We start from the raw sequence: 21,885 nt of genomic DNA, 5'->3' as shown, positions 1-21,885 counted from the left end.
GGTTCCGGGTCAGTGGGTTCTCAGCGAGAGGGTGGTTTCCCGGCGGATGCCCCGGCCTGGAAGAGACCGGGGCATCCGCGTGCGGGAATGATCAGCCGATGAGGGCGATCGCGCCGTTGATCTGCTCGCGGAGCGTGTCCGAGAGCGGGGCGGAGCCGGCGGCCTCGTGGGCGACGTCCTGGCCCTCGGCCGAGACGACGAACTCGAAGTAGGCGCGCACGAGCTCGGCGGTGGCCTCGTCCTCGTACGCCTCGCAGCCGATGAGGTAGCTCACCAGGGCGATCGGGTACGAGCCGGCGGGAGCGGCGGCGGGGTCGACGTCGAAGACGAGGTCGCCCTCGCCGCGGCCCTCGACCAGCGGCGAGGCCTCGACGAGCTTGGCTGCGGCCTCCGAGGAGAACGGCACGAACTCGTCGCCGACCTGGATCGCGGCGGTGCCGAGGTCGCCGGCCTGCGAGGCGTCGGCGTAGCCGATGGTGCCCGTGCCGCCCTTGACGGCGGCGACGACACCGGCGGTGCCCTGCGCGGCCTCGCCCGACGACAGCGGCCACTCGTCCGAGGCCTCGTGCGGCCACGCCTCGGGCGCGACCGACTCGAGGTAGCCGGTGAAGATATCGCTCGTGCCCGAAGGGTCGGAGCGGTGCACCGGCGAGATGGCGGTGTCGGGCAGGTCGACGCCGTCGTTGAGGGCGGCGATGGCCGGGTCGTTCCACGTGGTGATGTCGCCGTTGAAGATCTTGCCGATGGTGGCGGCGTCGAGGTTCAGCGAGTCGATGCCGTCGAGGTTGAAGATGACGGCGACGGGCGAGATGTACGCGGGGACCTCGACGATGGCGTCGCTCGTGCAGGAGGCGAAGCCGCCGGCGGCGATCTCCTCCTCGTTGAACGCGCGGTCGGAGCCGATGTACGACTGGCCGCCGGCGATGAAGTTGTCGCGGCCGACGCCCGAACCCGTCGCCTGGTAGTTGATGGTCACGCCGGGGTTGGCGATCTGGAAGGCCGCGACCCACGCCTGCTGCGCGGCATCCTGCGACGAGGCGCCGGTGGCGTTGAGCGTGCCCTCGAGGGTCGACGCGGAGGCGTCACCCGAGGGAGCGGCGGCGTTGCCCTCGTTGGCGGCGCAGCCGGCCAGTGCGAGAGCGGCGACGGCGCCGAGGGCGCCGATCTGGGCGAAACGGGAAAGCTTCACGGGGTGATTCCTTCGGGTGTCAGGTGAGGCCCTGCGGGTCAGGGCGAGGACGGCCCTGGTGCAGGGCACGTCCGAGACGGTAGACACCGACTCTTACGAGAGTGCGCTGTGGCGGTGAACGGAAGGTGAACGACTCGCGCGGACACAGGGCGGGACCGTTCACCCGCGGGCACTACCCTCGGCGGCATGAGCAAGCAGACGAAGGCCGAGCGCGCGGCCCGCGAGGCCACCGCGGCCGCGGCGACGGCCGCCGCCCGCGCCACCAAGACCGCCCGCACCCTCGGCAAGAAGATCGCGAGCGATCTCGACGACTACATCGAAGACGCCCGTGACGCCGCCGAGGTATCGAAGAAGAAGCTGAAGGCCAAGCCCAAGAAGGTCGCCGCGCGGGCCGAACGCGCCGCCCGCCGCCTGGAGCGCGCCGTCGCGAAGGCCGTCGCCAAGGCGGAGCGGAAGTCGCGCCTTCGTGCCGAGGCGAAGCGCGCCGCCGAGGATGCCGCCCGCGCCGAAGCGGAGGCCGCCGCCCGAGCGGCCGAGGCGAAGGCGTTGAAGAAGGCGGCCCGCAAAGCAGAGAAGGCCGCCGCGCGCGCCGAACTGGAGTCGGCCGCCGCGGCCGAAGAGCTCGCCGTGGCCCTCACCGAGCCGGAGGAGGGCGTCGAGCCGGAGCCCGCGCCCGAACCCGAAGCGGCTGACGCTGTCGACCTCTCCGCGCTCACCGTCGCCGACCTGCGCGCCCGCGCGAAGGCCGAGGGGCGCACCGCATACTCGCGGCTGTCGAAGGCGCAGCTGATCGACCTGCTCTCCTGACCGTGGCCGAGATCGTCGCCCCCGCCGCGTCCGAGGGCGTCCAGCAGGTGCTCGACCGGTCGTCGCTCGCACCCGCCGAGCGCACGCTCCTGGACATCCTGCGGGACACCGCGGCGCGGCATCCGCAGGAGTCCGCCCTCGACGACGGCTCCGGCGCACTGAGCTACGTCGAGCTGATGCGGCGGGTGGGCCGCACGGCGGCGATGCTGCAGACCGCCGGCGTCCGCCGCGGCGACCGGGTCGGCATCCGCATGCCGTCGGGCTCGAAGGAGCTGTACATCGGCATCCTGGGTGCCATCGCGGCCGGGGCCGCCTACGTGCCGGTCGACGCCGACGATCCCGAGGAGCGGGCACGGCTGGTCTTCGGCGAGGCGGCGGTGGCCGGCGTCATCGAGGGGTCGGGCGTGTTCCGCCCGACCGGCGACCACGCGGATGCGGCGCCGGCGGCGCTGTTCGACGGGGGCGCCCCGCAGCCCACGACGGAGGCGATCCGGGCCGTGCCGCAGCCCACACCCGACGACGACGCGTGGGTGATCTTCACCTCCGGGTCGACGGGTGTGCCCAAGGGCGTCGCCGTGAGCCATCGCTCGGCCGCCGCGTTCGTCGACGCGGAGGCGCGGCTGTTCCTGCAGGACGCCCCGATCGGCCCGGGCGACCGGGTGCTCGCGGGGCTGTCGGTCGCGTTCGACGCCTCCTGCGAGGAGATGTGGCTCGCGTGGCGCCACGGGGCATGCCTCGTGCCGGCGCCGCGCTCGCTCGTGCGCTCGGGTGAAGATCTCGCGCCGTGGCTGCTGCGCCAGGGCATCACGGTGGTCTCGACCGTGCCGACCCTCGCCGCGATGTGGCCGGGCGATGCGATCGAGAACGTCCGGCTGCTCATCTTCGGCGGCGAGGCATGTCCGCCCGAGCTCGCCGCGCGGCTGACCGCGGAGGGCCGCGAGGTCTGGAACACGTACGGGCCGACCGAGGCCACCGTCGTCGCCTGCGCCGCGCCGCTCGGCGGCGACGGCCCGGTGCGCATCGGCCTGCCGCTGGACGGCTGGGCGCTCGCCGTCGTCGACGCCGACGGAGCGCGCGTCGAGGCCGGCGGCATCGGCGAGCTCATCATCGGCGGCGTGGGTCTCGCGCGCTATCTCGATCCGGCGAAGGACGCCGAGAAGTACGCGGGGATGCCGAGCCTCGGCTGGGAGCGCGCCTACCGCTCCGGCGACCTCGTGCGCTTCGAGGCCGAGGGTCTCATCTTCCAGGGGCGCGCCGACGACCAGGTCAAGGTCGGCGGACGCCGCATCGAGTTGGGTGAGGTCGAATCCGCCCTGCAGGACCTTCCCGGCGTGACCGGGGCCGCCGCGGCCGTGCGCACCACCGAGGCGGGCGTGCCGGTGCTGGTGGGCTACCTCGCAGCCCCGGCCGATTTCGACCGCGCCGCCGCGCGCGCCGACCTCGCCGCCCGCCTCCCGGCGCCCATGGTGCCGCTGCTGGCCGTCGTCGACGACCTGCCGGTGCGCACGTCGGGCAAGGTCGACCGCGCCGCCCTGCCCTGGCCGCTGCCGGGCGTCGAGCTCGCCGCGACCGACTTCACCCCGGGGGAGGCGTGGCTCGCCGAGCAGTGGCAGGCGGTGCTGGGACTTCCCGTCACGGGCCGCAAGGCCGACTTCTTCGACCTCGGCGGCGGGTCGCTCGCGGCGGCCCAGCTCGTCTCGCGCATCCGCGCGCGCGTGCCGGAGTTCTCGGTCGCCGACATCTACGACGTGCCGCGGCTGGGGGCCATGGCCAAAGCGCTCGGCACCGCGCTGAGCGACGAGACCCCGTCCGCCTACCGCAGCCCCGCGCCCACGCCGCGACGGATGCAGTGGCTGCAGTCGCTGCTGGCCGCGCCGTTGTTCGTGCTCACCGGCATCCGCTGGATGCTCTACCTGCTGACCGCGTCGGCGATCCTGCACACCGTGCCCGGGTTCGAGGTGCTGCCGCAGGTTCCGCTGTGGGGGCTGCTGCTGGGCCTGCTCGTGTTCGCGACCCCGTTCGGACGCATGGCGATCGCGGTCGTCGCCGCACGCATCCTGCTGGTGGGGCTGCGGCCGGGAGACTACCCGCGCGGGGGATGGGTGCACGTGCGGCTGTGGCTCGCCGAGCAGATCGCCGACCAGGTCGACGCGGTGGGCCTCGCCGGCGCCCCGTGGGTCAGTTACTACGCCCGCGCGCTCGGCGCGAAGATCGGACGCGGCGTCGACCTGCACGCGCTCCCGCCCATCACCGGGATGCTGGAGATCGGCGACGGCGCGGCCGTCGAGCCGGAGGTCGACCTCACCGGATACTGGATCGACGGCGACGTCGTGCGCATCGGCGGCATCCGCATCGGCGCCGACGCGTCGGTGGGCGCGCGCAGCACCCTCGCCCCCGGTGCCCGCATCGGCCGCCGCGCCGAGATCGCGCCCGGTTCGGCGGTCTTCGGCCGCGTCCGCGCCGACCAGACGTGGGCGGGATCTCCCGCCGTGCGCGTCGGCGGCGTGTCGGGCCAGTGGCCGCAGGACCGCGCGCCCGCCCCGCATCGTTGGCTGTGGGCGTATGCCGCGTCGGCCGTCGGGCTCGCGCTGCTGCCGCTGGTCGCCTTCGCCGCCGGCGGACTCGTCGTCGCTCAGGGGATCCGCGGTGCCGACACGCTCACGCAGGCGCTCGGGGGAGCGCTCGCCTGGCTCGTCCCGGGCGTGCTCGTGGCGGGAGTCGTGTTCGCCGGCGCCGTCGTGATCTCGGTGCGGCTGCTGTCGATCCGCCTCGACGAGGGCGTGCATCCGGTGCGCAGCCGTGTCGGCTGGCAGGCGTGGACCACCGAGCGTCTGCTCGACTCCGCGCGCACCCTTCTCTTCCCGCTCTACTCCAGCCTGTTCACCCCGGTCTGGCTGCGGATGCTGGGAGCGCAGGTCGGGCGCGACGTCGAGGCCTCGACGGTGCTGCTCGTGCCGTCGCTGACGCGCATCGAAGACGGCGCCTTCCTCGCCGACGACACGATGGTCGGCTCCTACGAACTGCACCGCGGCTGGCTGCGTCTGGGTGAGGTGCGCATCGGCAAGCGGGCGTTCCTCGGCAACTCCGGCATGGCGGCGCCGGGCCACCGCGTCCCGAAGAACGGCCTGGTCGCCGTGCTGTCGTCGGCACCGGCCAAGGCGAAGGCCGGCTCGTCGTGGCTCGGGTCGCCGGCCGTGCGCCTGCGCCGCATCACCGCCGAGGGCGACCAGGAGCGCACCTACCGCCCCGCCGCCCATCTGCGACTGGCCCGCGCGCTCTGGGAGCTGTGCCGGATCGTCCCGGTGTTCGTCACGTGCGCACTGGGTGTGTGCGTGCTGTTCGCGCTCGCCGCGCTCGAGGCCGCGCTCGGCCTCGGCTGGGCCGTGGTCCTCTCGGGCGTCGTGATCCTCGCCGCCGGCGCGGGCGCTGCCGCCGTCTCCACAGCGGCCAAGTGGCTCATCGTCGGCCCCATCCGTGCCGGCGAGCAGCCGCTGTGGTCGAGTTTCGTGTGGCGCACGGAGGTGTCCGACACCTTCACCGAGATGCTCGCGGCGCCGTGGTTCGCCCGCGCGGCGGCCGGCACACCGGCCCTGGCCGTGTGGCTGCGCTCGCTCGGGGCGCGGATCGGCCGGGGAGTGTGGTGCGACTCGTACTGGCTGCCCGAGCCCGACCTCGTCACGCTGGGCGACGGATCGACGGTCAACCGCGGGTGCGTCGTGCAGACCCACCTGTTCCATGATCGAATCATGAGCATGGACACCGTCGAACTGGAAGCCGGCGCCACGCTCGGCCCGCACAGTGTCATCCTCCCCGCCGCCGCGATCGGCGCCGACGCCACCGTAGGACCCGCCTCGCTCGTCATGCGCGGCGAATCGGTCCCCGTGGGCTCGCGGTGGAGCGGCAACCCGATCGGCCCCTGGCGTGCCGTCACCGTGCGCGCCTACCAGTCGACCGACTGATGGCGAGGCACGACCGGTACGCCCCCGAGAGCGGCGACACGTCCTTCGACGTCGACAGCTACGACCTCACCCTCGACTACACCGTGCGCACCAACCGGCTCGAGGGGCGGGCGATCATCAACGCCACCGCCGCGACCGACCTCACGGCGCTGAGCCTCGACCTCGTGGGGCTGCGGGCCACGAAGGTGCGCGTCGACGGCGAGCGGCGCACCGCCTTCCGGCAGGGACCGCGCAAGCTCCGCGTCACCCCGACCCGGCCGATCGCGGCGGGGGAGAGGTTCTCGATCGACGTCTCCTACGCCGGGGCGCCGGCACCCCGACGCTCGCGCTGGGGCACGATCGGGTGGGAGGAGCTGGAGGACGGCGTGCTCGTCGCCTCCCAGCCCACCGGGGCGCCGACGTGGTTCCCCTGCAACGACCGTCCCGACGACCGCGCCGCGATGCGCCTCAGCGTGACCACCGAGTCCGAGTACACCGCCGTGCCGACGGGTCGGCCGGTCTCCGCCGCGACCGCCCGCGGCCGCACCACGGTCGTCGCCGAATCTCTCGTCCCCGTCGCGACCTACCTCGCCGCGGTGCACGTCGGCCGCTATCGGGCGTCGACGCTGCCGGGCGACCCTCGCGTGCGCGTGTTCGCGCCGGCAGCACTCCGCGCCGAGGTGGAGGCCGGGTTCGCGCGCGTCCCCGAGATGATGGCGCTGTTCGAGCAGTCGTTCGGGCCGTACCCGCAGGAGGACTGCGCACTCGTGGTCACCCCCGACGAGCTCGAGATCCCGCTCGAAGCGCAGGGGATGGCGGTCTTCGGTGCGAACCACCTCGACCCCGACTCGCAGCGCCTCATCGCGCACGAGCTCGCCCACCAGTGGTTCGGCAACAGCGTCGGCGTCGGCCGCTGGCAGGACATCTGGCTCAACGAAGGCTTCGCGTGCTTCGCGGAGTGGCTGTGGTCGGAGCGCTCCGGCGGTCCGAGCGTCGCGCAGAAGGCGGCGCGCCACCACACCCGGCTGCGGGCGCTCCCCGCCGACCTCGTCGTCGCCGATCCCGGCCCCGACCTGATGTTCGACGACCGCGTCTACAAACGCGGTGCCCTCGCGCTGTACGCGCTGCGCTGCGCCGTCGGGGACGAGACGTTCGGCGAGATCCTGCGCACCTGGGCGGCGTCCCGCCGGCACGCCCTCGCGACGACCGACGAGTTCCGGGCATGCGTCTCGCAGATCGCCGGCGACGGCGCGGATGCCGTGCTCACCCCGTGGCTCGACGAGACGACGCTCCCGCCGCTTCCCGCACCGCGACGCTGACGAGCACGCCCGGCGGGCCGTCCGGCTCCCAACCGTGGAAGCGCTCGCCGACCCCGGGCACGCGCGCCGTCCAGCCGCCCGCCTCCGTGGTGATCTCCACCGCGTGCGGGGGCACGGCGACCCCGCGCCCGTCGGCTTTGAGCGTCGCCTCCACGCGCACCCACTGCGCGAGCCCGCCAGCGACGACGCCGCGCAGTCCCGCGGCGTCGCGCACCGCGTCGATGCGGGGCTCGGCATCCAGACCGAGCGCGTCGACGCCTGCCGCCCGGGGGAGGAGGGCGACGACGGCGAGCGGTCCCGCATAGCTCGTCGAGACGAGCCACGGCGCATCGGACAAGCGCAGCGGACCGTGCGTGCGGGCACCGCATCGATCGCAGCGCTGCACGATCACGGCGTCCTCGGCGCCGACCTCGGCCAGCAGCCCGTGCAGCATCCGCCGCGACACCTCGCGGCGCCTGCCGCGGTCGGGCGCTGCCGCCCACGCCAGCCGCAGCGCCGCGCGGTCCACCGCCGTCAGACCTTGGGCTCGTGCGTCTCGATCATCACGATGCCCGACCCGGGGTTGGATGCCGACAGGTGCACGACCGAGAACGCGCCCACCTCGAGCGCCGACGCGCTTCCGAGGTACGAGCCGCGCATCGTTCCCGTCGCGAGGGCGAGCTCGGTGAGGATGTCGGGGAGCACCGGTCCGTGACTGCAGAGCACCGCCGGTTTGCCGGAGCGCACCCGCTTGCCGACCACCGCGCGCACCTCGCCCGCGCCCTCCTCCCACGCGACCTGGCTGAGCCCGGGCTCGCGGGTGATGCGCTTGCCGAGGGCGGCGGCGAGCGGGGTGACGGTCGCGACGCAGCGCACCGCGTCGCTGGAGACGACCTTGCGCACGCCGAACGCCCGCAGCGGACCGACGAGCGCCGCCGCCTGCCGCACGCCGCGGTCGGTGAGCGGGCGCATCCCGTCCGAGCCCTTCCAGGCGTCGCGGGAGAGTGCCTTCGCGTGGCGCAGCACCACGATCGGGAACGTGGAGAGCACACCGTCGCCGACGAGCTTCAGGAAGTTCTGCAGGATCTCGACGTCGACGGGGTAGCTCAGGCGCGACAGCGCCTTGCGTGCGCTGACCCATTCGAGGCCGGCGATCTCCTTGTTCGGCACGAACGCCGAGCCGCGGATGGCGTCGTCTGTCGCCTCGGCCGCCCAGTAGTGCACGATCTTCTGCCGCTTGTTCGGCATCCGGTACCGCGAGACGCCGACCGGGACGCCGAGGGCGACGCGGATGCCGGTCTCCTCGAAGATCTCGCGCACGGCCGTCTCGGCGAGCATCTCGCCCGGGTCGACCTTGCCTTTGGGCAGGGTGACGTCGACGTAGGCCGTGCGGTGGATGAGCAGCACCATGAGGCGGCCTTCCACCCGGCGCCACACGACGCCGCCCGCCGCGTAGACGGCGGTGTCGCTCATCGCACCGCCCGCGAGCGCCGTCGGCGCTGCACCTGCGCCATCGTCTTGTCCTGCAGGTCGACGAGTGCCTTCCCGTCCTCGCCCACGGCGTGACGGGTCCATGTGCCCTCGCCGCCGAGGTGCCACGAGCTGGTGATGTCGGCCATCGCGACGTCGAACAGGTCGGTGAGCTCGGCGATCTGCGCCGGCTCCACGACGCGCACGAGGGCCTCGACGCGGCGGTCGAGGTTGCGGTGCATCATGTCGGCGCTGCCGATGTACACCTGCGGGTCGCCGTCGTTCGCGAACGCGAAGATGCGGGAGTGCTCGAGGTAGCGTCCGAGGATCGAGCGCACCGTGATGTTGTCGCTGACGCCGGGCAGATCGGTGCGCAGCGAGCAGATGCCGCGCACCCACACGTCGACCTTCACGCCCGCTTGGCTCGCCCGGTAGAGCGCGTCGATGATCTGCTCGTCGACCATCGAGTTGACCTTGATGCGGATGTGCGCCTTCTTGCCGTCCTGCGCGTTGCGCCGCTCGTGGTCGATGTGCCGCAGCAGACCCTTGCGCAGGTGCAGCGGGGCGACGAGGAGCCGCTTGAACTTCTTCTCGATCGCGTACCCGCTGAGCTCGTTGAACAGACGCGTGAGGTCGCGACCGACCTGCTCGTTGCAGGTGAACAGGCCGAAGTCCTCGTACAGGCGGCTCGTCTTCGGGTTGTAGTTGCCGGTGCCGATGTGGCTGTAGCTGCGCAGCATCCCGTCCTCCTCGCGGATGACGTGGAGCAGCTTGCAATGGGTCTTCAGGCCCACGAGGCCGTACACGACGTGCACACCGGCCTTCTCGAGCTTGCGCGCCCAGACGATGTTCGCGGCCTCGTCGAAGCGCGCCTTCACCTCGACGAGCGCCAGCACCTGCTTGCCGTTCTGCGCAGCGTCGATGAGGGCCTCGACGATCGGACTGTCTCCGGAGGTGCGGTACAGCGTCTGCTTGATCGCGAGCACGTGCGGGTCGCGGGCCGCCTGCTCGAGGAAGGCGACGACGCTCGTCGTGAACGATTCGTAGGGGTGGTGCACGAGCACGTCGCCCTTGCGGATCGCGGCGAACAGGTCGGCGCGGCCGTTCTGCTCGGCCGGCTGGAACGCCGGCGCGGTCTTGGGCACGTGCGGCGCGTAGTGCAGTTCCGGACGGTCGATGCGGGTGAGGTCGAACAGGCCCCGCAGATCGAGCGGGCCGGGGAGGCGGTAGACCTCCTGCTCGGTGATGTCGAGCTCGCTGATGAGCAGCTCGAGGGTCACCTCGTCCATCTTCTCGGTGACCTCGAGGCGGATCGGCGGGCCGAAGCGGCGCCGCAGCAGTTCGGCCTCGAGCGCCTGGATGAGGTTCTCGGTCTCGTCCTCCTCGATGACGACGTCCTCGTTGCGCGTGAGCCGGAAGCTGTGGTGCTCGAGGATCTCCATGCCGGGGAACAGGTCGCCGAGGTTCTGGGAGATGAGGTCCTCGAGGGGGAGGTACCGTGCGGCGCCGCGCTCGGAGGGGACCTCGACGAAGCGGGGGAGCATCGGCGGCACCTTCAATCGCGCGAACTCCTGCCGTCCGGTCTTCGCGTTGCGGATGCGCACGGCGAGGTTCAGCGACAGGCCCGAGATGTAGGGGAACGGGTGGGCGGGGTCGACGGCCAGTGGCATGAGCACGGGGAAGACCTGCGCCTGGAAATAGTCGTACATCCGCGCCCGGTCGTCGGCGTCGAGGTCGTCCCAGTGGAGCACCTCGATGCCGGCCTCGGCCATCGCGGGGCGCACCTGCTCGCGCCACGCCAGCGCGTGACGCGTCTGCAGGGCGTGGGCGGCGGCCGAGATGTCGGCGAGCACGTCCTGCGGTGCGGTCCCGACGTTCGTCGGCACGGCCAGGCCGGTGACGATGCGGCGCTTGAGGCCCGCGACGCGCACCATGAAGAACTCGTCGAGGTTGCTCGCGAAGATCGCCAGGAAGTTGGCCCGCTCCAGCACCGGCAGGGACGCGTCCTCGGCCAGTTCGAGCACGCGCTGGTTGAACGCCAGCCAGCTCAGCTCGCGGTCGGTGTAGCGGTGTTCGGGCAGCTGCGAGTCGAAGACCTCGACGACCCCGTCGAAGTCGTCGTCGTCGGCGTCGCCCAGTCCGGAGTCGAGAACCTCGGTGTCGATCATCCCTTCATCATGGCAGGGACAGATGACGGGGTCGTGAACGGCGGGCGACCTGGGCGCGGGTCAGGCCTCGCCACGTCCGCGGGAGGCGCTCACCTGGTCGTCGTCGTAGACGTTGAACCGGTAGCCGACGTTGCGCACCGTGCCGATGAGCTGCTCGAGGTCGCCGAGCTTGGCCCGCAGGCGCCGCACGTGCACGTCGACGGTGCGGGTGCCGCCGAAGTAGTCGTAGCCCCACACCTCGCTCAGCAGCTGCTCGCGCGTGAACACCCGCGAGGGGTGGGTCGCGAAGAAGTGCAGCAGCTGGAACTCCTTGTACGTGAGATCCAGCGGCTTGCCGTGCACCTTCGCCGAATAGGAGGACTCGTCGATCGAGATGCCGGAGGTCTGGATGCGGGAGGAGACCGGGTCTTTCGTCATCCGTCCGATCGCGAGCCGGATGCGGGCGTCGACCTCGGCGGGGCCGGCGGTGACGAGGATGACGTCGTCCACGCCCCAGTCGGTCGATACGGCAGTGAGGCCGCCCTCGGTGACCACGAGCACGAGCGGCGCGTCGAGCCCGGTCGTGTTGAGGATCTTGCACAGCGACTTGGCGCCGACCAGGTCGATGCGCGCGTCGACGAAGATGACGTCGGCGCTGGGCGCGTTGACGAGCTGGGCGGGTTCGGCCGGGATCTGCCGCACGCGGTGGCTCAGCAGCTCGAGCGCGGGCAGCACGGCACCACCGCCGTGCGCGGAACTCAAGACGAGGAGCTGTGCCAAGGGGGATCCTCCCGGTGGATACGCCGGAGACGTGCCCCCATCTTAGGACCACGACGGGGGCCTCCTCCGACGCCCGGCTCATCCACCCGCATGCACGTCGCGCGGTCGGTGGGTCACAATGGAGGCGTGACCCTGCCCGAACTCGCCCCGCGCCGCACCTACGGCGCCGTGATCGCGACGTGGGTCGTCGCCGCCGTCCTCGCCGTCGTCGTCGGCGCGCTCGCGCCCACCGAGGCACGCGCCGAGTGGATGGCGGTGGCGATGGGGCTCGCCTTCATCGTGGCGTTCGCCCTCAACCTCGCCACCGGACGCTCGCAGGGCTTCGTGCCGCGCATGGCGGCGAGCGTGCTGGGCGCGCTCGTGGTGATGGGTCTCATCGGTGCGGGGCTGGGCCTGGCGACCCTGGTCGGCGCAGCCGTCTGAGTCACCGTCGGCATAGACTGGGCGCATGGACCTCGTCGCACTCGAACTGTTCTTCGTGGGGCTGCTCGGGCTCGCCTCGCTCGCCATCGTCTTCGTGTCGGGCGTCGTGCTCAAGAACCTCTACCGCGGTCAGCGCTGACCTCGTGATCGACCTCCCCACCGACCTGCCGGCGGACCTCGTTCCGCTGTCGTGGCTGCTCGGGGTGTGGGAGGGCACCGGCGTCATCGACTACGACACCGGCGACCACCACTACACCGGCGAGTTCGCCCATCGGGTGAGCTTCAGCCACGACGGCGGCGACCACCTCAACTACTCGGCGTCGGCGTGGATCGTCGGCGACGACGACACCCGCACGCCGCTCGTGTCGGAGATCGGCTACTGGCGTCTCGCGCGCCCCGCCGGCGACGAGGATGCCGGACCCGGACTGCTGCCGGCCCGCGCCACCCGCTCGGCGCCGCGCACGGCCGACGACGTCGAGACCCTGCGCACCGCCGAGGGCGGATTCGAGATCGAGGTCTCGATCGTCCACTCCGACGGCATCAGCGAGCTGTACCTCGGCCAGGTGAAGGGTCCGCGCATCGACATCGCCACCGACGCCGTCGTGCGCCCGGCCGGCGCGAAGGAGTACGGTGCGGCGACCCGGCTCTACGGGCTCGTCGACGCCCACCTGCTGTGGGCGTGGGACATCGCCGCCGTCGGCGGTGAGCTCTCCTCGCACGCCTCGGCCCGACTCGCCCGGGAGCAGTGATGGGCGACGCGCAGGCCGTGTTCGCCGACGTCGCGGGCGCCGTGCTCGACGACGGTGCCCTGACGCATCTGGGTGCTCCCCTTCGCGAGCAGCGACTCCTCGCCGAAGGCCGCGCGGTGGCGCCGCTCGGCGACCGCACCGTGCTCACTGTCGACGGTGCCGACCGGCTCACCTGGCTCGATTCGCTGACGTCGCAGGCGCTCGCCGCCCTCGCGCCGGGGGAGAGCACCGAGCTGCTCGTGCTCGACCCGCACGGCCACGTCGAGTACGCGGCATCCGTCGTCGACGACGGTGAGCGCACCTGGCTGATCGTCGACCGCGCCGCCGCGGCGGGCCTGCTCGCCTGGCTCACGCGCATGCGCTTCCGCCTGCGCGTCGACCCGCAGGATGCCGGCGCCACCCACGCCGTCGTCGGCGGCACCGCAGCCGCCGTCGCCGACCTGCCCGCCCTCGCCCTGTGGACCGACCCGTGGCCGGGCGTCAGCGCGGGAGGATGGGGCTACGCCGCCGCGGAGACGCACGCCGCCGTCGGGCGCGACTGGAGCGAGGTCGTCGTCCCGGCGGAGACCCTCGCTACCCTCGCCGCCCGTGCCGCCGAGCGCCCGCTCGCCGGGACCCTCGCCGCCGAGGCGCTGCGGGTCGCGGCGTGGCGTCCGCGTGCGGTCACCGAGGCCGACGGGCGCACGCTGCCGCACGAGGTCGACTGGATGCGCACGGCCGTGCATCTCGCGAAGGGGTGCTACCGCGGCCAGGAGACTGTCGCGAAGGTGCACAACCTGGGGCACCCGCCGCGGCGCCTCGTGCTGCTGCACCTCGACGGCAGCGACGCGCTGCTGCCGGCGCCCGGCGACGAGGTGCGCGCGGGGGAGAACGCCGTCGGCACCGTCACCTCCGCGGCGCGGCACTACGAGGACGGTCCGATCGCGCTCGCGCTGGTGCGGCGCGGGGTGCCGGCCGACGCGGCGCTGCAGGTCGTCACCGGCGACGGCGCGGTCAGTGCGACGGCGCAGGCGATCGTCCCCGCCGACGCCGGCGCCACCGCGAACGTGCCGCGGCTCCCGCGCCTCGGACGCCGCGCCTCGGCATGAGCACGGAGCGATCCCGGTGACCGAGGACGCCCCGATCACCTCCTCGGTGCCGACGCCTCCGCGCCGCGTCGATGTGCGGCGGGGCGCGCGGCGACTGCGCGAGTCGTGGGCGCCGATCACGCAGATCGTGGTCGCCGCGACGGCCGCGTACGCCTTCTCGGTGACGGTGCTCGGACACCCCGCGCCGCTGCTGACCACGACCGTCACGATCTCCAGCCTCGGTCTCGTGCGCGACGCGCGTCCGCGGCTGATCGCCGAGACCGTCGCGGGCATGGTGTTCGGCGTGCTCGTCGCCGAGGTGCTGCGGTTCGCGTTCGGCACGGGGTGGTGGCAGCTCGGCCTCGCCCTCGCGCTCACCCTCGGCGTCGCGCGATTCCTTTCCGCGCAGAACGGGTTCGCGATCGCGGCGGCGATCCAGTCCGGCATCGTCATCGTCATCCCCGGAAACGAACCGTTCGCCCGGCTCGCCGACGCGCTCGTCGGCGCGGTCGCGGCGCTGCTGGTCACGGCCCTGATCCCGCGTTCGGCGCGCAGCGTCGTCTCGCGCGACGGGCGGGAGCTGTTCGCGGCGTTCGACGCGGCCGCCGGCACGCTCGCCCAGGGTCTGCGGCGCGGCGACCCGCTGCGCGCCGCCCGCGGTCTCGAGAAGGCCCGGGCGACGACGGCGCGTGTCGATGCGTGGCGGGCGAGCCTGGATGCCGGACAGGAGATCGCGCGCATCTCGCCGTTCCTGTTCCGCGACCGCTCGGAGCTCGCGCGGCACGGCACGATCCTGGCGGCGATGGACCTCGCGACCCGCAACCTGCGCGTCGTCGCGCGTCGCGTCGTCTACGTCGTCGACGACGGGCAGGCTCGGCCGGTCGCCGCCGCGGTGCTCGGCGACCTGCAGCGCGGGGCGGCGCTCGTCGCAGGGTCGTTGGACGACATCTCGCTGCAGCCGGCCGCCCGTGAAGCGTTGCTCGCCGTCGCCCGCCGCCTCGACCCGGTCGCGCTGCTCCCGGGCGCCTCGCACACCGACCAGAACGTCGTGGCCGCGATGCGACCTCTCGCCGTCGACCTGCTGACGGCCACCGGGATGAGCCCGGTCGACGCCCGCGGGGCGCTTCCGCGCGTGTGATCCCGGGGCGCGTCGGCACCCGCGGGGTGTCGGTGCCCACGGGGTGTCAGCGCGGAGCGACGCGCTCCCACGGCACGGTGAGCTCACCGAGCCGCCAGCGGCCGCGCGAGCGGATCGGCCAGCCCGCATCCGACAGCGCGCCCAGCGCGGCCTGCCAGCGCTGCTGCGGGCCGAACGCGGACGCGGCGACGGCCCGTGTCCACTCCGCATCCAGCGCGGCGAGCAGCGCGTGCACGCCCTCACCCGGCACGTTGCGGTGGATGAGCGCCTTCGGCAGGCGCTCGGCCGCGATCGACGGCGTCTCGAGATCCGTGAGACGCAGCGAGATCGACAGGGTGCGCGGCACGGCGTCCGCGCCCACCTCGATCCAGGTCGAGACACGACCCAGCTCGTCGCACGTGCCCTCGACGAGGATGCCGTCCGGCTGCAGCCGTGCGCACATGAGTTCCCAGGCTCCGGCGACGTCGCCTTCGTCGTACTGGCGCAGCACGTTGAACGCCCGGACGACAGCGGGCCGTCGGCCGCCGGGGGCCGGCACCTCGAAGCCGCCGCGGGCGAAGGCGACGCGCGCATCGGGGGAGAAGTCGGTCGCTCCGGCGTGCACCTGCGCCAATTGCGCGCGGGCGTGGGTGACGCGCTGCGGGTCGATCTCGAGTCCGAGCACATCGACGTCGGGGCGGACCGGGCGCAGGCGCGCCTCCAGTTCGAGCGCGGTCACACCGCTCGCGCCGTAGCCGAGATCGACGACGAACGGGTCGTCCGCGCGCCGCAGCACGGGGTGCCGAGCGATCCACCGGTCGACCCGTCGCAGCCGGTTGGTCCCGGTCGTGCCGCGCGTGATCTGACCGATCGCCCGCGCGCGGGGTTTGTCCGGCGCCATCCCTCCATGATGGCAGGGCCGCCCCGCTAGGCTGGCGAGCATGACTGCGCCGTACACGCTCATCCTCCTCCGCCACGGGCAGAGCGAGTGGAACAAGACCAACCAGTTCACCGGATGGGTGGACGTCCGCCTCACCGACCAGGGCAAGGCCGAGGCCGCCCGCGGCGGCGAGCTCCTCAAGGAGTCCGGGATCCTGCCGGACGTGCTGCACACCTCGGTGCTCAGCCGTGCCATCCAGACCGCGAACATCGCGCTCGATTCGGCCGACCGCCTGTGGATCCCCGTCAAGCGCTCGTGGCGGCTCAACGAGCGCCACTACGGCGCTCTGCAGGGCAAGGACAAGGCACAGACGCTCGAGGAGTTCGGCAACGAGCAGTTCATGCTGTGGCGCCGTTCGTTCGATGTGCCGCCGCCCCCGCTGCCGGCCGACGACGAGTACAGCCAGCAGGGCGACCCGCGCTATGTCGGGATCGACGGCGAGGTGCCCGACACCGAGTCGCTGAAGATCGTCATCGACCGGATGCTGCCCTACTGGGAGTCCGACATCAAGCCCGACCTCGCGGCCGGCAAGACCGTCCTCGTCACGGCGCACGGCAACTCGCTGCGCGGTCTCGTCAAGCACCTCGACGGCATCAGCGACGCCGACATCGCCGAGCTCAACATCCCGACCGGCATCCCGCTCGTCTACAAGCTGGGCGAGGACTTCACCCCGCTCGGCCCCGGCGAGTACCTCGACCCCGAAGCCGCCGCCGCCGGCGCCGCCGCGGTCGCGGCGCAGGGCAAGAAGTAAGCGCACGGCATGCAGAAGCGCCCCGGTCCCTCACGGGCCGGGGCGCTTCCGCGTGTGCGCGGGTGGTTCAGTCGCGCGTGATCGCCGGCGTGATCACGGGGATCTCGTCGGTGGCGGTCGACCATTCGCCGGTGGCGAGGTAGGCGACCTTCTTGGCGACCGAGACGGCGTGGTCGGCGAAGCGCTCGAGGTAGCGGCTGGCGAGGGTCGCGTCGACCGTCGCGGCGGCCTCGCCCTGCCAGTTCTCGCTGAGCACCTTCTCGAAGACCGAGATGTGCAGGTCGTCGAGCTGCTCCTCGAGGGCGCGCAGCTCCTCGACGAGGGACAGGTCCTCGGTGCGCAGCAGCTCGGTGAGCTTGCGCGCCGCCTCGACATCGAGCTCGCCCATCTTCGTGAAGGTGCTCTTCAAGCCCTTCGGGATGGCGCGCTCGGGGAAGCGCATGCGCGTGAACTGCGCGATGTGCTCGGCGATGTCGCCCATGCGCTCCAGCGATGCGCTCACCCGGAGGGCGGCCACGACGATGCGCAGGTCCCGGGCGACGGGCTGCTGGCGGGCGAGGATCTGGATCGCGAGCTCGTCGATCTCGGCGGCCTTGGTGTCGATGACGGCGTCGGCCTCGATGATCTCCTCGGCGAGGGCCACGTCGCTCGTGCCGAAGGCGCGGGTCGCGCCCTCCATGGCGACGGTGACGAGTTCGGCGATCTCGACGAGGCGCGCCTGCACGTCCTCGAGAGACTGGTGGAACACTTCGCGCATCGGAAACCTCTCATTGGCGGAAGGGCGGCGCGGACGGCGCCGCGGGCGATCCTCCCCCGCGAAGGTTAACGGTTGGTGCCGTCGGCGTGAACACTGCTCGGGCGGCCGTGCCACGGGCCGAATCGGCGGGGGAGTGCCCGATGAGCACTCTACGCTGGAGGGGTGAACGGGACGCTTCTGGCGCTCGCCATCCTCGCCGTCGGCATGATCCTCGGTGCCGCGGTGGCCGCCCTCGTCGTCTTCGCGATCGCCGCGCGCCGGGATGCCCGCGTGCAGAGCTCGACGACCGTCCCCGAGGGCGCACAGGCGGTGCTGCAGGGCATGGACGAGGTCGCCGTCGTCGTCGACAACTCGCTGTCTATCGTCGCGGCGTCCGCGCCGGCCGCCCTGTTCGGGATGCAGGAGGGCGGCGTGCTGCCCGACGACCATCTGCGTCACCTCGTGCGGGAGGCCCGGCGCGTGGACCGCACCGAGGCGTCGAACCTGCGCCTGCGGCGCGGCATCGAGCCGCGTCTGGTGACGGCGCGGGCGAGCGTCATCACCCCGAGGCTGACCCTCGTCGTCATCCGGGACATCACCGAGGCGGAGCGTGTCGAGGAGATGCGACGCGACTTCGTGGCCAACACCAGCCACGAGCTGAAGACGCCGGTGGGCGCGGTGAGCCTGCTCGCCGAGGCGGTGGCCTCGGCCGCCGACGACCCCGACCAGGTGCGCCACTTCGCCGCGCGGCTCGGCGCCGAGGCGACGCGGCTCGCGCAGCTCACCTCGCGCATCATGAACCTCTCGCGGCTGCAGGCCGCCGACGACCTCACCGACCTGCGCGACGTCTCGGTCGACGAGGTCGTCGCGGCGGCGATCGAGTCCCAGGCGCTCGCGGCGGAGTCCGCCGGCATCGAGATCGTCCGCGGCGGCAGCCGCGGCTCCTACGTGCGCGGCGACGTGCAGGTGCTCACAGAGGCGCTGTCGAACCTCGTCGCCAACGCCGTCTCGTACTCTCCCGCCGGCGCGCAGGTGGGCGTCGGGGTGAAGGTTGAGGACAACGTCGTCGACATCGCCGTCACTGACCGCGGCATCGGCATCCCGGAGGCCGAGCAGCACCGCGTCTTCGAGCGCTTCTACCGCGCCGACCAGGCCCGCTCGCGCCGCACCGGGGGAACCGGGCTCGGCCTGTCGATCGTGAAGTACGCCGTGCAGCGCCACGGCGGCGAGGTCGTGCTGTGGTCGCGCCCCGGGCGCGGATCCACCTTCACCGTGCGCCTGCCCGCCGTCGAAGGCCCCGAAGGGCTCGACGACGTGAAGAAGAAGCGCAAGAAGCGCAAGAAGCCCGAGAAGACCAAGCAGTCCAAGAAGAAGCTCGCCGGCGCGCTGGCGCCCGCGGAGCCTTCGCCAGCCGAAGGAGCACCCTGATGACCCGCGTCCTGATCGTCGAGGACGAGCCCGATCTCGCCGACCCGCTCGCCTACCTGCTCCGCCGCGAGGGGTTCGATCCGGAGATCGCCGAGGACGGCCCGGCCGCGCTCGACGCGTTCGCCGCGCGCGGCGCCGACATCATCCTGCTCGACCTGATGCTGCCCGGCATGCCGGGCACCGAGGTCTGCCGCGTCGTGCGCACGACCTCCAAGGTGCCGATCATCATGCTGACGGCGAAGGACTCCGAAGTCGACATCGTCGTCGGGCTCGAGCTCGGCGCCGACGACTACGTCACCAAGCCCTACTCCTCCCGTGAGCTGCTCGCGCGGATGCGGGCGGTGCTGCGCCGCTCCGAGACCGAGGACGTCGAGGTCGAGGAGCGTGTGCTCGAGGGCGGGCGGGTGCGCATCGACCTCGACCGCCACACCGTCGAGGTCGGCGGCTCGGAGATCGCCATGCCGCTGAAGGAATTCGAGCTGCTCGAGGTGCTCATGCGCAACTCGGGCCGCGTTCTCACGCGCGGGCAGCTCATCGACCGCGTGTGGGGCAGCGACTACTTCGGCGACACGAAGACGCTCGACGTGCACATCAAGCGCATCCGCTCGCGTATCGAGGCCAACCCGGGGGAGCCCGCGATGCTCCTCACGGTGCGGGGGCTCGGCTACCGCTTCGAAGGCTGAGCGCCGACGCGCGGACATGACGAAGGGGCCGGGATGATTCCCGGCCCCCTTCGTCATGCGTCTTACGGGACGAACTCCGCGTACTGCGGCAGCGTGCCGTCCAGCACGGGGATCGCGGTGGCGACGCCCTCGCCGTCACCGGACTGGAATGAGATCTCCACGTCGGTGCCGGGCTTGCTGTCCAGGCCCTCGAACAGGAGGGGGTCGACGCCGTCCACACCGAGGCTCACCGTCGTGCGGGCCGGCACGCGCACCGTCTGGTGGTCGGCGCCCACGCCGATGTGCAGCGTCGCGGCGTCGTCGGTGTCGTTGATGATCGCGGCGAGGAAGTTGCCCTGCTCGCCGTCCTCGTCGGCGATGACGAGGGCGTTGCGCACGATGAGGGGTCCGGAGTCGGCGACGTTCACGCCGTCGGAGGGGGAGTAGGCGATCGTCGTCGCCTGCGGCGAGACCATGCTGCAGCCGGCGACTCCGAAGGTGAGGGCGAGGCCGAGGGCCAGGGGCGCGATCAGACGCGTTTTCACGGATCCTCCAGGGTGACGGTGCGTGACGCTCCCCATTCTAGGGTCACTGCAGGCCGACTGAAGGTCGGTGCGTGTCCTGGGGCCGCACACCCTAGCGTATGACCGCTGTGGTATCCTTGAGGTTGCCGAAAGGACATAACTGCATGCTTTTTGAGGTTGGCGAGACCGTCGTCTATCCGCACCACGGCGCCGCGACGATCATCGAGGTCAAAGACCGGATCATCAAGGGCGAGACGAAGAAGTATCTGAAGCTCAACGTCACGCAGGGCGACCTGATCATCGAGGTTCCGGCGGACAACGTCGACCTCGTCGGGGTTCGCGACGTGATCGGCAAGGACGGCCTCGAGCGCGTCTTCGACGTGTTGCGCGCGCCGTTCACCGAGGAGCCCACGAACTGGTCGCGCCGGTACAAGGCGAACCTCGAGAAGCTCGCCTCGGGTGACGTGATCAAGGTCAGCGAGGTCGTGCGCGACCTGTGGCGCCGGGATCAGGACCGCGGGCTGTCGGCGGGCGAGAAGCGGATGCTGGCCAAGGCCCGGCAGATCCTCGTCTCCGAGATCGCCCTCGCGCTGAAGACCGACGAGGAGAAGGCGTCCGGCGTCCTCGACGAGGTCCTCGCCTCCTGACCCGGCCGGTACGCTCGCTGACGTGAGCGCTCCGATCCTGCCCGTCCCGCGCGTCGCGGTCATCGTCGTCGCCGCCGGTTCCGGTACCCGCCTGGGTGTCGGAGCTCCGAAGGCGTTCGTCGGCATCGACGGCGGCAGCATCCTGCGGCACGCGCTGGACGGCGTCTTCCGGGCGCCGGCGGCGCAGGTGGTCGTCGTCGCCCCCGCCGACCGCGTCGGCGACGCGCTCACGCAGGCGCACGACGCCGCGGGGGACCGGCGCGACCTCGTCACGGTCGTCGCGGGAGGTGAGACCCGCCAGGCGTCCGTCGCCGCCGGTCTCGCGGCCGTCTGGGGCGACGTCGAGCTCGTGCTCGTGCACGACGCCGCGCGCGCCCTGACCCCGCCCGACGTGTTCGCCCGCGTCGTCGCCGCCCTCGACGGCGGAGCGGATGCGGCGCTGCCGGTGATGCCGGTCGTCGACACGCTCAAGCGGGTCGACGGAGACCGCGTCGTGGAGGCCGTCGACCGGGCGACGCTGACGGCCGCGCAGACCCCCCAGGGCTTCCGTCGGACGGTGCTCGCGCAGGCGTACGCCGCCGCGACGGGGGAGTTCACCGACGACGCCGCGCTCGTGCAGGCGGCCGGTCGCGCCGTGACGACCGTGCCCGGTGATGCGCTCGCGTTCAAGATCACGACGGCCGCCGACCTCGACCGTGCCCGTTCGCTGCTCGCCCCGCGCGTCATCGCTCCGCGCGTGGGGATCGGCACCGATGTGCATGCGTTCGGCGGGGACGGCGACCTCTGGCTCGCCGGGCTGCCGTGGCCGGGCGAGCCCGCCCTGTCGGGGCATTCCGACGGCGACGCGGTCGCACACGCGATCGTCGACGCCGTGCTGTCGGCGGCGGGACTCGGCGACATCGGCACGCACTTCGGCGTGGACCGACCGGAGTTCGCCGGTGCCCACGCTCCCGTCTTCCTCGCGCGCACCCGCGACCTCCTCACCCAGGCGGGGTGGCGGGTCGGCAACGTGTCGGTGCAGGTGCAGGCCCGTCGTCCGCGCTTCGCGCCGCGGCGCGCCGAGGCCGAAGCGGTGCTGACGGCGGCGCTCGGCGCACCGGTGAGCGTCGCGGCCACGACCACCGACGGTCTCGGCTTCACCGGACGCGGCGACGGCGTGCAGGCGTTCGCGGTCGCCGTCGTGCTCCCCGCGTGAGGTGCGGCGCCGCCGGT

The 21,885-nt window shown here is 72.6% G+C and carries 20 protein-coding genes; 12 read left to right on the top strand and 8 right to left on the bottom strand.

Annotated elements, in window-relative coordinates:
- Positions 1-91: 91 nt before the first annotated feature.
- Positions 92-1,189, bottom strand: coding sequence for a phosphate ABC transporter substrate-binding protein PstS (pstS, locus tag C7474_RS09940; RefSeq protein ID WP_121059590.1), 1,098 nt, complete (start codon positions 1,187-1,189; stop codon positions 92-94).
- Between the two features lie 186 nt (positions 1,190-1,375).
- On the opposite strand from pstS, the gene C7474_RS09935 reads away from it, so the two are divergent.
- Genes C7474_RS09935 through C7474_RS09925 form a run of 3 tightly spaced genes read left to right on the top strand, consistent with a single transcriptional unit; the run spans position 1,376 to position 7,253 of the window.
- Positions 1,376-1,996, top strand: a complete 621-nt coding sequence (locus C7474_RS09935; RefSeq protein ID WP_121059588.1) for a hypothetical protein — start codon at positions 1,376-1,378, stop codon at positions 1,994-1,996.
- A gap of 2 nt (positions 1,997-1,998) precedes the next feature.
- Complete coding sequence (locus tag C7474_RS09930) at positions 1,999-5,955, top strand: Pls/PosA family non-ribosomal peptide synthetase (protein ID WP_422385792.1); 3,957 nt, start codon at positions 1,999-2,001, stop codon at positions 5,953-5,955.
- A complete protein-coding gene (locus C7474_RS09925) occupies positions 5,955-7,253 on the top strand; it encodes a M1 family metallopeptidase (RefSeq protein ID WP_121059586.1) in 1,299 nt (432 codons plus the stop codon). The genes C7474_RS09930 and C7474_RS09925 overlap by 1 nt, the downstream gene beginning before the upstream one ends.
- On the opposite strand, the gene C7474_RS09920 is transcribed toward C7474_RS09925, so the two are convergent.
- Genes C7474_RS09920 through C7474_RS09905 form a run of 4 tightly spaced genes read right to left on the bottom strand, consistent with a single transcriptional unit; the run spans position 7,198 to position 11,629 of the window.
- Entirely contained in the window at positions 7,198-7,761 is a 564-nt protein-coding gene (locus C7474_RS09920) for a 4'-phosphopantetheinyl transferase family protein (protein ID WP_121059584.1), read from the bottom strand. The two genes, C7474_RS09925 and C7474_RS09920, sit on opposite strands and share 56 nt — an antisense overlap.
- Positions 7,762-7,766: 5 nt before the next feature.
- The gene (locus C7474_RS09915; protein WP_121059582.1) at positions 7,767-8,705 is read right to left on the bottom strand and encodes an NUDIX hydrolase; all 939 of its coding nucleotides are present in this window, start codon (positions 8,703-8,705) and stop codon (positions 7,767-7,769) included.
- Positions 8,702-10,870 (bottom strand): RNA degradosome polyphosphate kinase, encoded by a 2,169-nt coding sequence (locus C7474_RS09910; protein ID WP_121059580.1) that lies wholly within the window; start codon positions 10,868-10,870, stop codon positions 8,702-8,704. Before C7474_RS09910 ends, C7474_RS09915 begins: the two co-directional genes overlap by 4 nt.
- Positions 10,871-10,930: 60 nt before the next feature.
- Positions 10,931-11,629: a response regulator transcription factor gene (locus tag C7474_RS09905; RefSeq protein WP_121059578.1), complete on the bottom strand. Its 699-nt coding sequence runs from the start codon at positions 11,627-11,629 to the stop codon at positions 10,931-10,933.
- A gap of 126 nt (positions 11,630-11,755) precedes the next feature.
- Here C7474_RS09905 and C7474_RS09900 point away from each other — a divergent pair, with 126 nt between their 5' ends.
- From C7474_RS09900 to C7474_RS09885, 4 genes are all read left to right on the top strand, one after another.
- Positions 11,756-12,052: a hypothetical protein gene (locus tag C7474_RS09900; protein WP_121059576.1), complete on the top strand. Its 297-nt coding sequence runs from the start codon at positions 11,756-11,758 to the stop codon at positions 12,050-12,052.
- Between the two features lie 143 nt (positions 12,053-12,195).
- Entirely contained in the window at positions 12,196-12,801 is a 606-nt protein-coding gene (locus C7474_RS09895; protein WP_121059574.1) for a nitrobindin family protein, read from the top strand.
- Positions 12,801-13,889, top strand: coding sequence for a CAF17-like 4Fe-4S cluster assembly/insertion protein YgfZ (gene ygfZ, locus C7474_RS09890; protein WP_121059572.1), 1,089 nt, complete (start codon positions 12,801-12,803; stop codon positions 13,887-13,889). Before C7474_RS09895 ends, ygfZ begins: the two co-directional genes overlap by 1 nt.
- A gap of 16 nt (positions 13,890-13,905) precedes the next feature.
- Positions 13,906-15,006: an FUSC family protein gene (locus C7474_RS09885; RefSeq protein ID WP_241965202.1), complete on the top strand. Its 1,101-nt coding sequence runs from the start codon at positions 13,906-13,908 to the stop codon at positions 15,004-15,006.
- A gap of 46 nt (positions 15,007-15,052) precedes the next feature.
- On the opposite strand, the gene C7474_RS09880 is transcribed toward C7474_RS09885, so the two are convergent.
- Positions 15,053-15,886, bottom strand: a complete 834-nt coding sequence (locus C7474_RS09880) for a class I SAM-dependent methyltransferase (RefSeq protein ID WP_121059570.1) — start codon at positions 15,884-15,886, stop codon at positions 15,053-15,055.
- A 40-nt stretch (positions 15,887-15,926) separates the two neighbouring features.
- On the opposite strand from C7474_RS09880, the gene C7474_RS09875 reads away from it, so the two are divergent.
- The gene (locus tag C7474_RS09875; protein ID WP_121059568.1) at positions 15,927-16,676 is read left to right on the top strand and encodes a phosphoglyceromutase; all 750 of its coding nucleotides are present in this window, start codon (positions 15,927-15,929) and stop codon (positions 16,674-16,676) included.
- 67 nt (positions 16,677-16,743) lie between these two features.
- On the opposite strand, the gene phoU is transcribed toward C7474_RS09875, so the two are convergent.
- A complete protein-coding gene (gene phoU, locus C7474_RS09870; protein ID WP_121059566.1) occupies positions 16,744-17,433 on the bottom strand; it encodes a phosphate signaling complex protein PhoU in 690 nt (229 codons plus the stop codon).
- Positions 17,434-17,595: 162 nt separating this feature from the next.
- Between phoU and C7474_RS09865 the strand changes: the two genes are divergently transcribed.
- On the top strand, positions 17,596-18,840 hold the full coding sequence (locus tag C7474_RS09865) for a sensor histidine kinase (protein WP_241965201.1): 1,245 nt from the start codon (positions 17,596-17,598) through the stop codon (positions 18,838-18,840).
- The gene (locus tag C7474_RS09860; protein WP_121059564.1) at positions 18,840-19,523 is read left to right on the top strand and encodes a response regulator transcription factor; all 684 of its coding nucleotides are present in this window, start codon (positions 18,840-18,842) and stop codon (positions 19,521-19,523) included. The genes C7474_RS09865 and C7474_RS09860 overlap by 1 nt, the downstream gene beginning before the upstream one ends.
- A 62-nt stretch (positions 19,524-19,585) precedes the next feature.
- Here C7474_RS09860 and C7474_RS09855 read toward each other — a convergent pair whose 3' ends face one another.
- On the bottom strand, positions 19,586-20,047 hold the full coding sequence (locus C7474_RS09855) for a DNA modification methylase (protein WP_121059562.1): 462 nt from the start codon (positions 20,045-20,047) through the stop codon (positions 19,586-19,588).
- A gap of 143 nt (positions 20,048-20,190) precedes the next feature.
- Between C7474_RS09855 and C7474_RS09850 the strand changes: the two genes are divergently transcribed.
- Entirely contained in the window at positions 20,191-20,673 is a 483-nt protein-coding gene (locus C7474_RS09850; RefSeq protein WP_121059560.1) for a CarD family transcriptional regulator, read from the top strand.
- A 22-nt stretch (positions 20,674-20,695) separates the two neighbouring features.
- Positions 20,696-21,868 (top strand): 2-C-methyl-D-erythritol 4-phosphate cytidylyltransferase, encoded by a 1,173-nt coding sequence (gene ispD / locus C7474_RS09845; RefSeq protein WP_121059558.1) that lies wholly within the window; start codon positions 20,696-20,698, stop codon positions 21,866-21,868.
- The last annotated feature ends 17 nt before the right edge of the window (positions 21,869-21,885 follow it).

It is taken from the genome of Microbacterium telephonicum, assembly GCF_003651225.1.
Classification (GTDB): Bacteria; Actinomycetota; Actinomycetes; order Actinomycetales; family Microbacteriaceae; genus Microbacterium; species Microbacterium telephonicum.
This window is presented reverse-complemented; position numbering and strand designations above follow the sequence as displayed.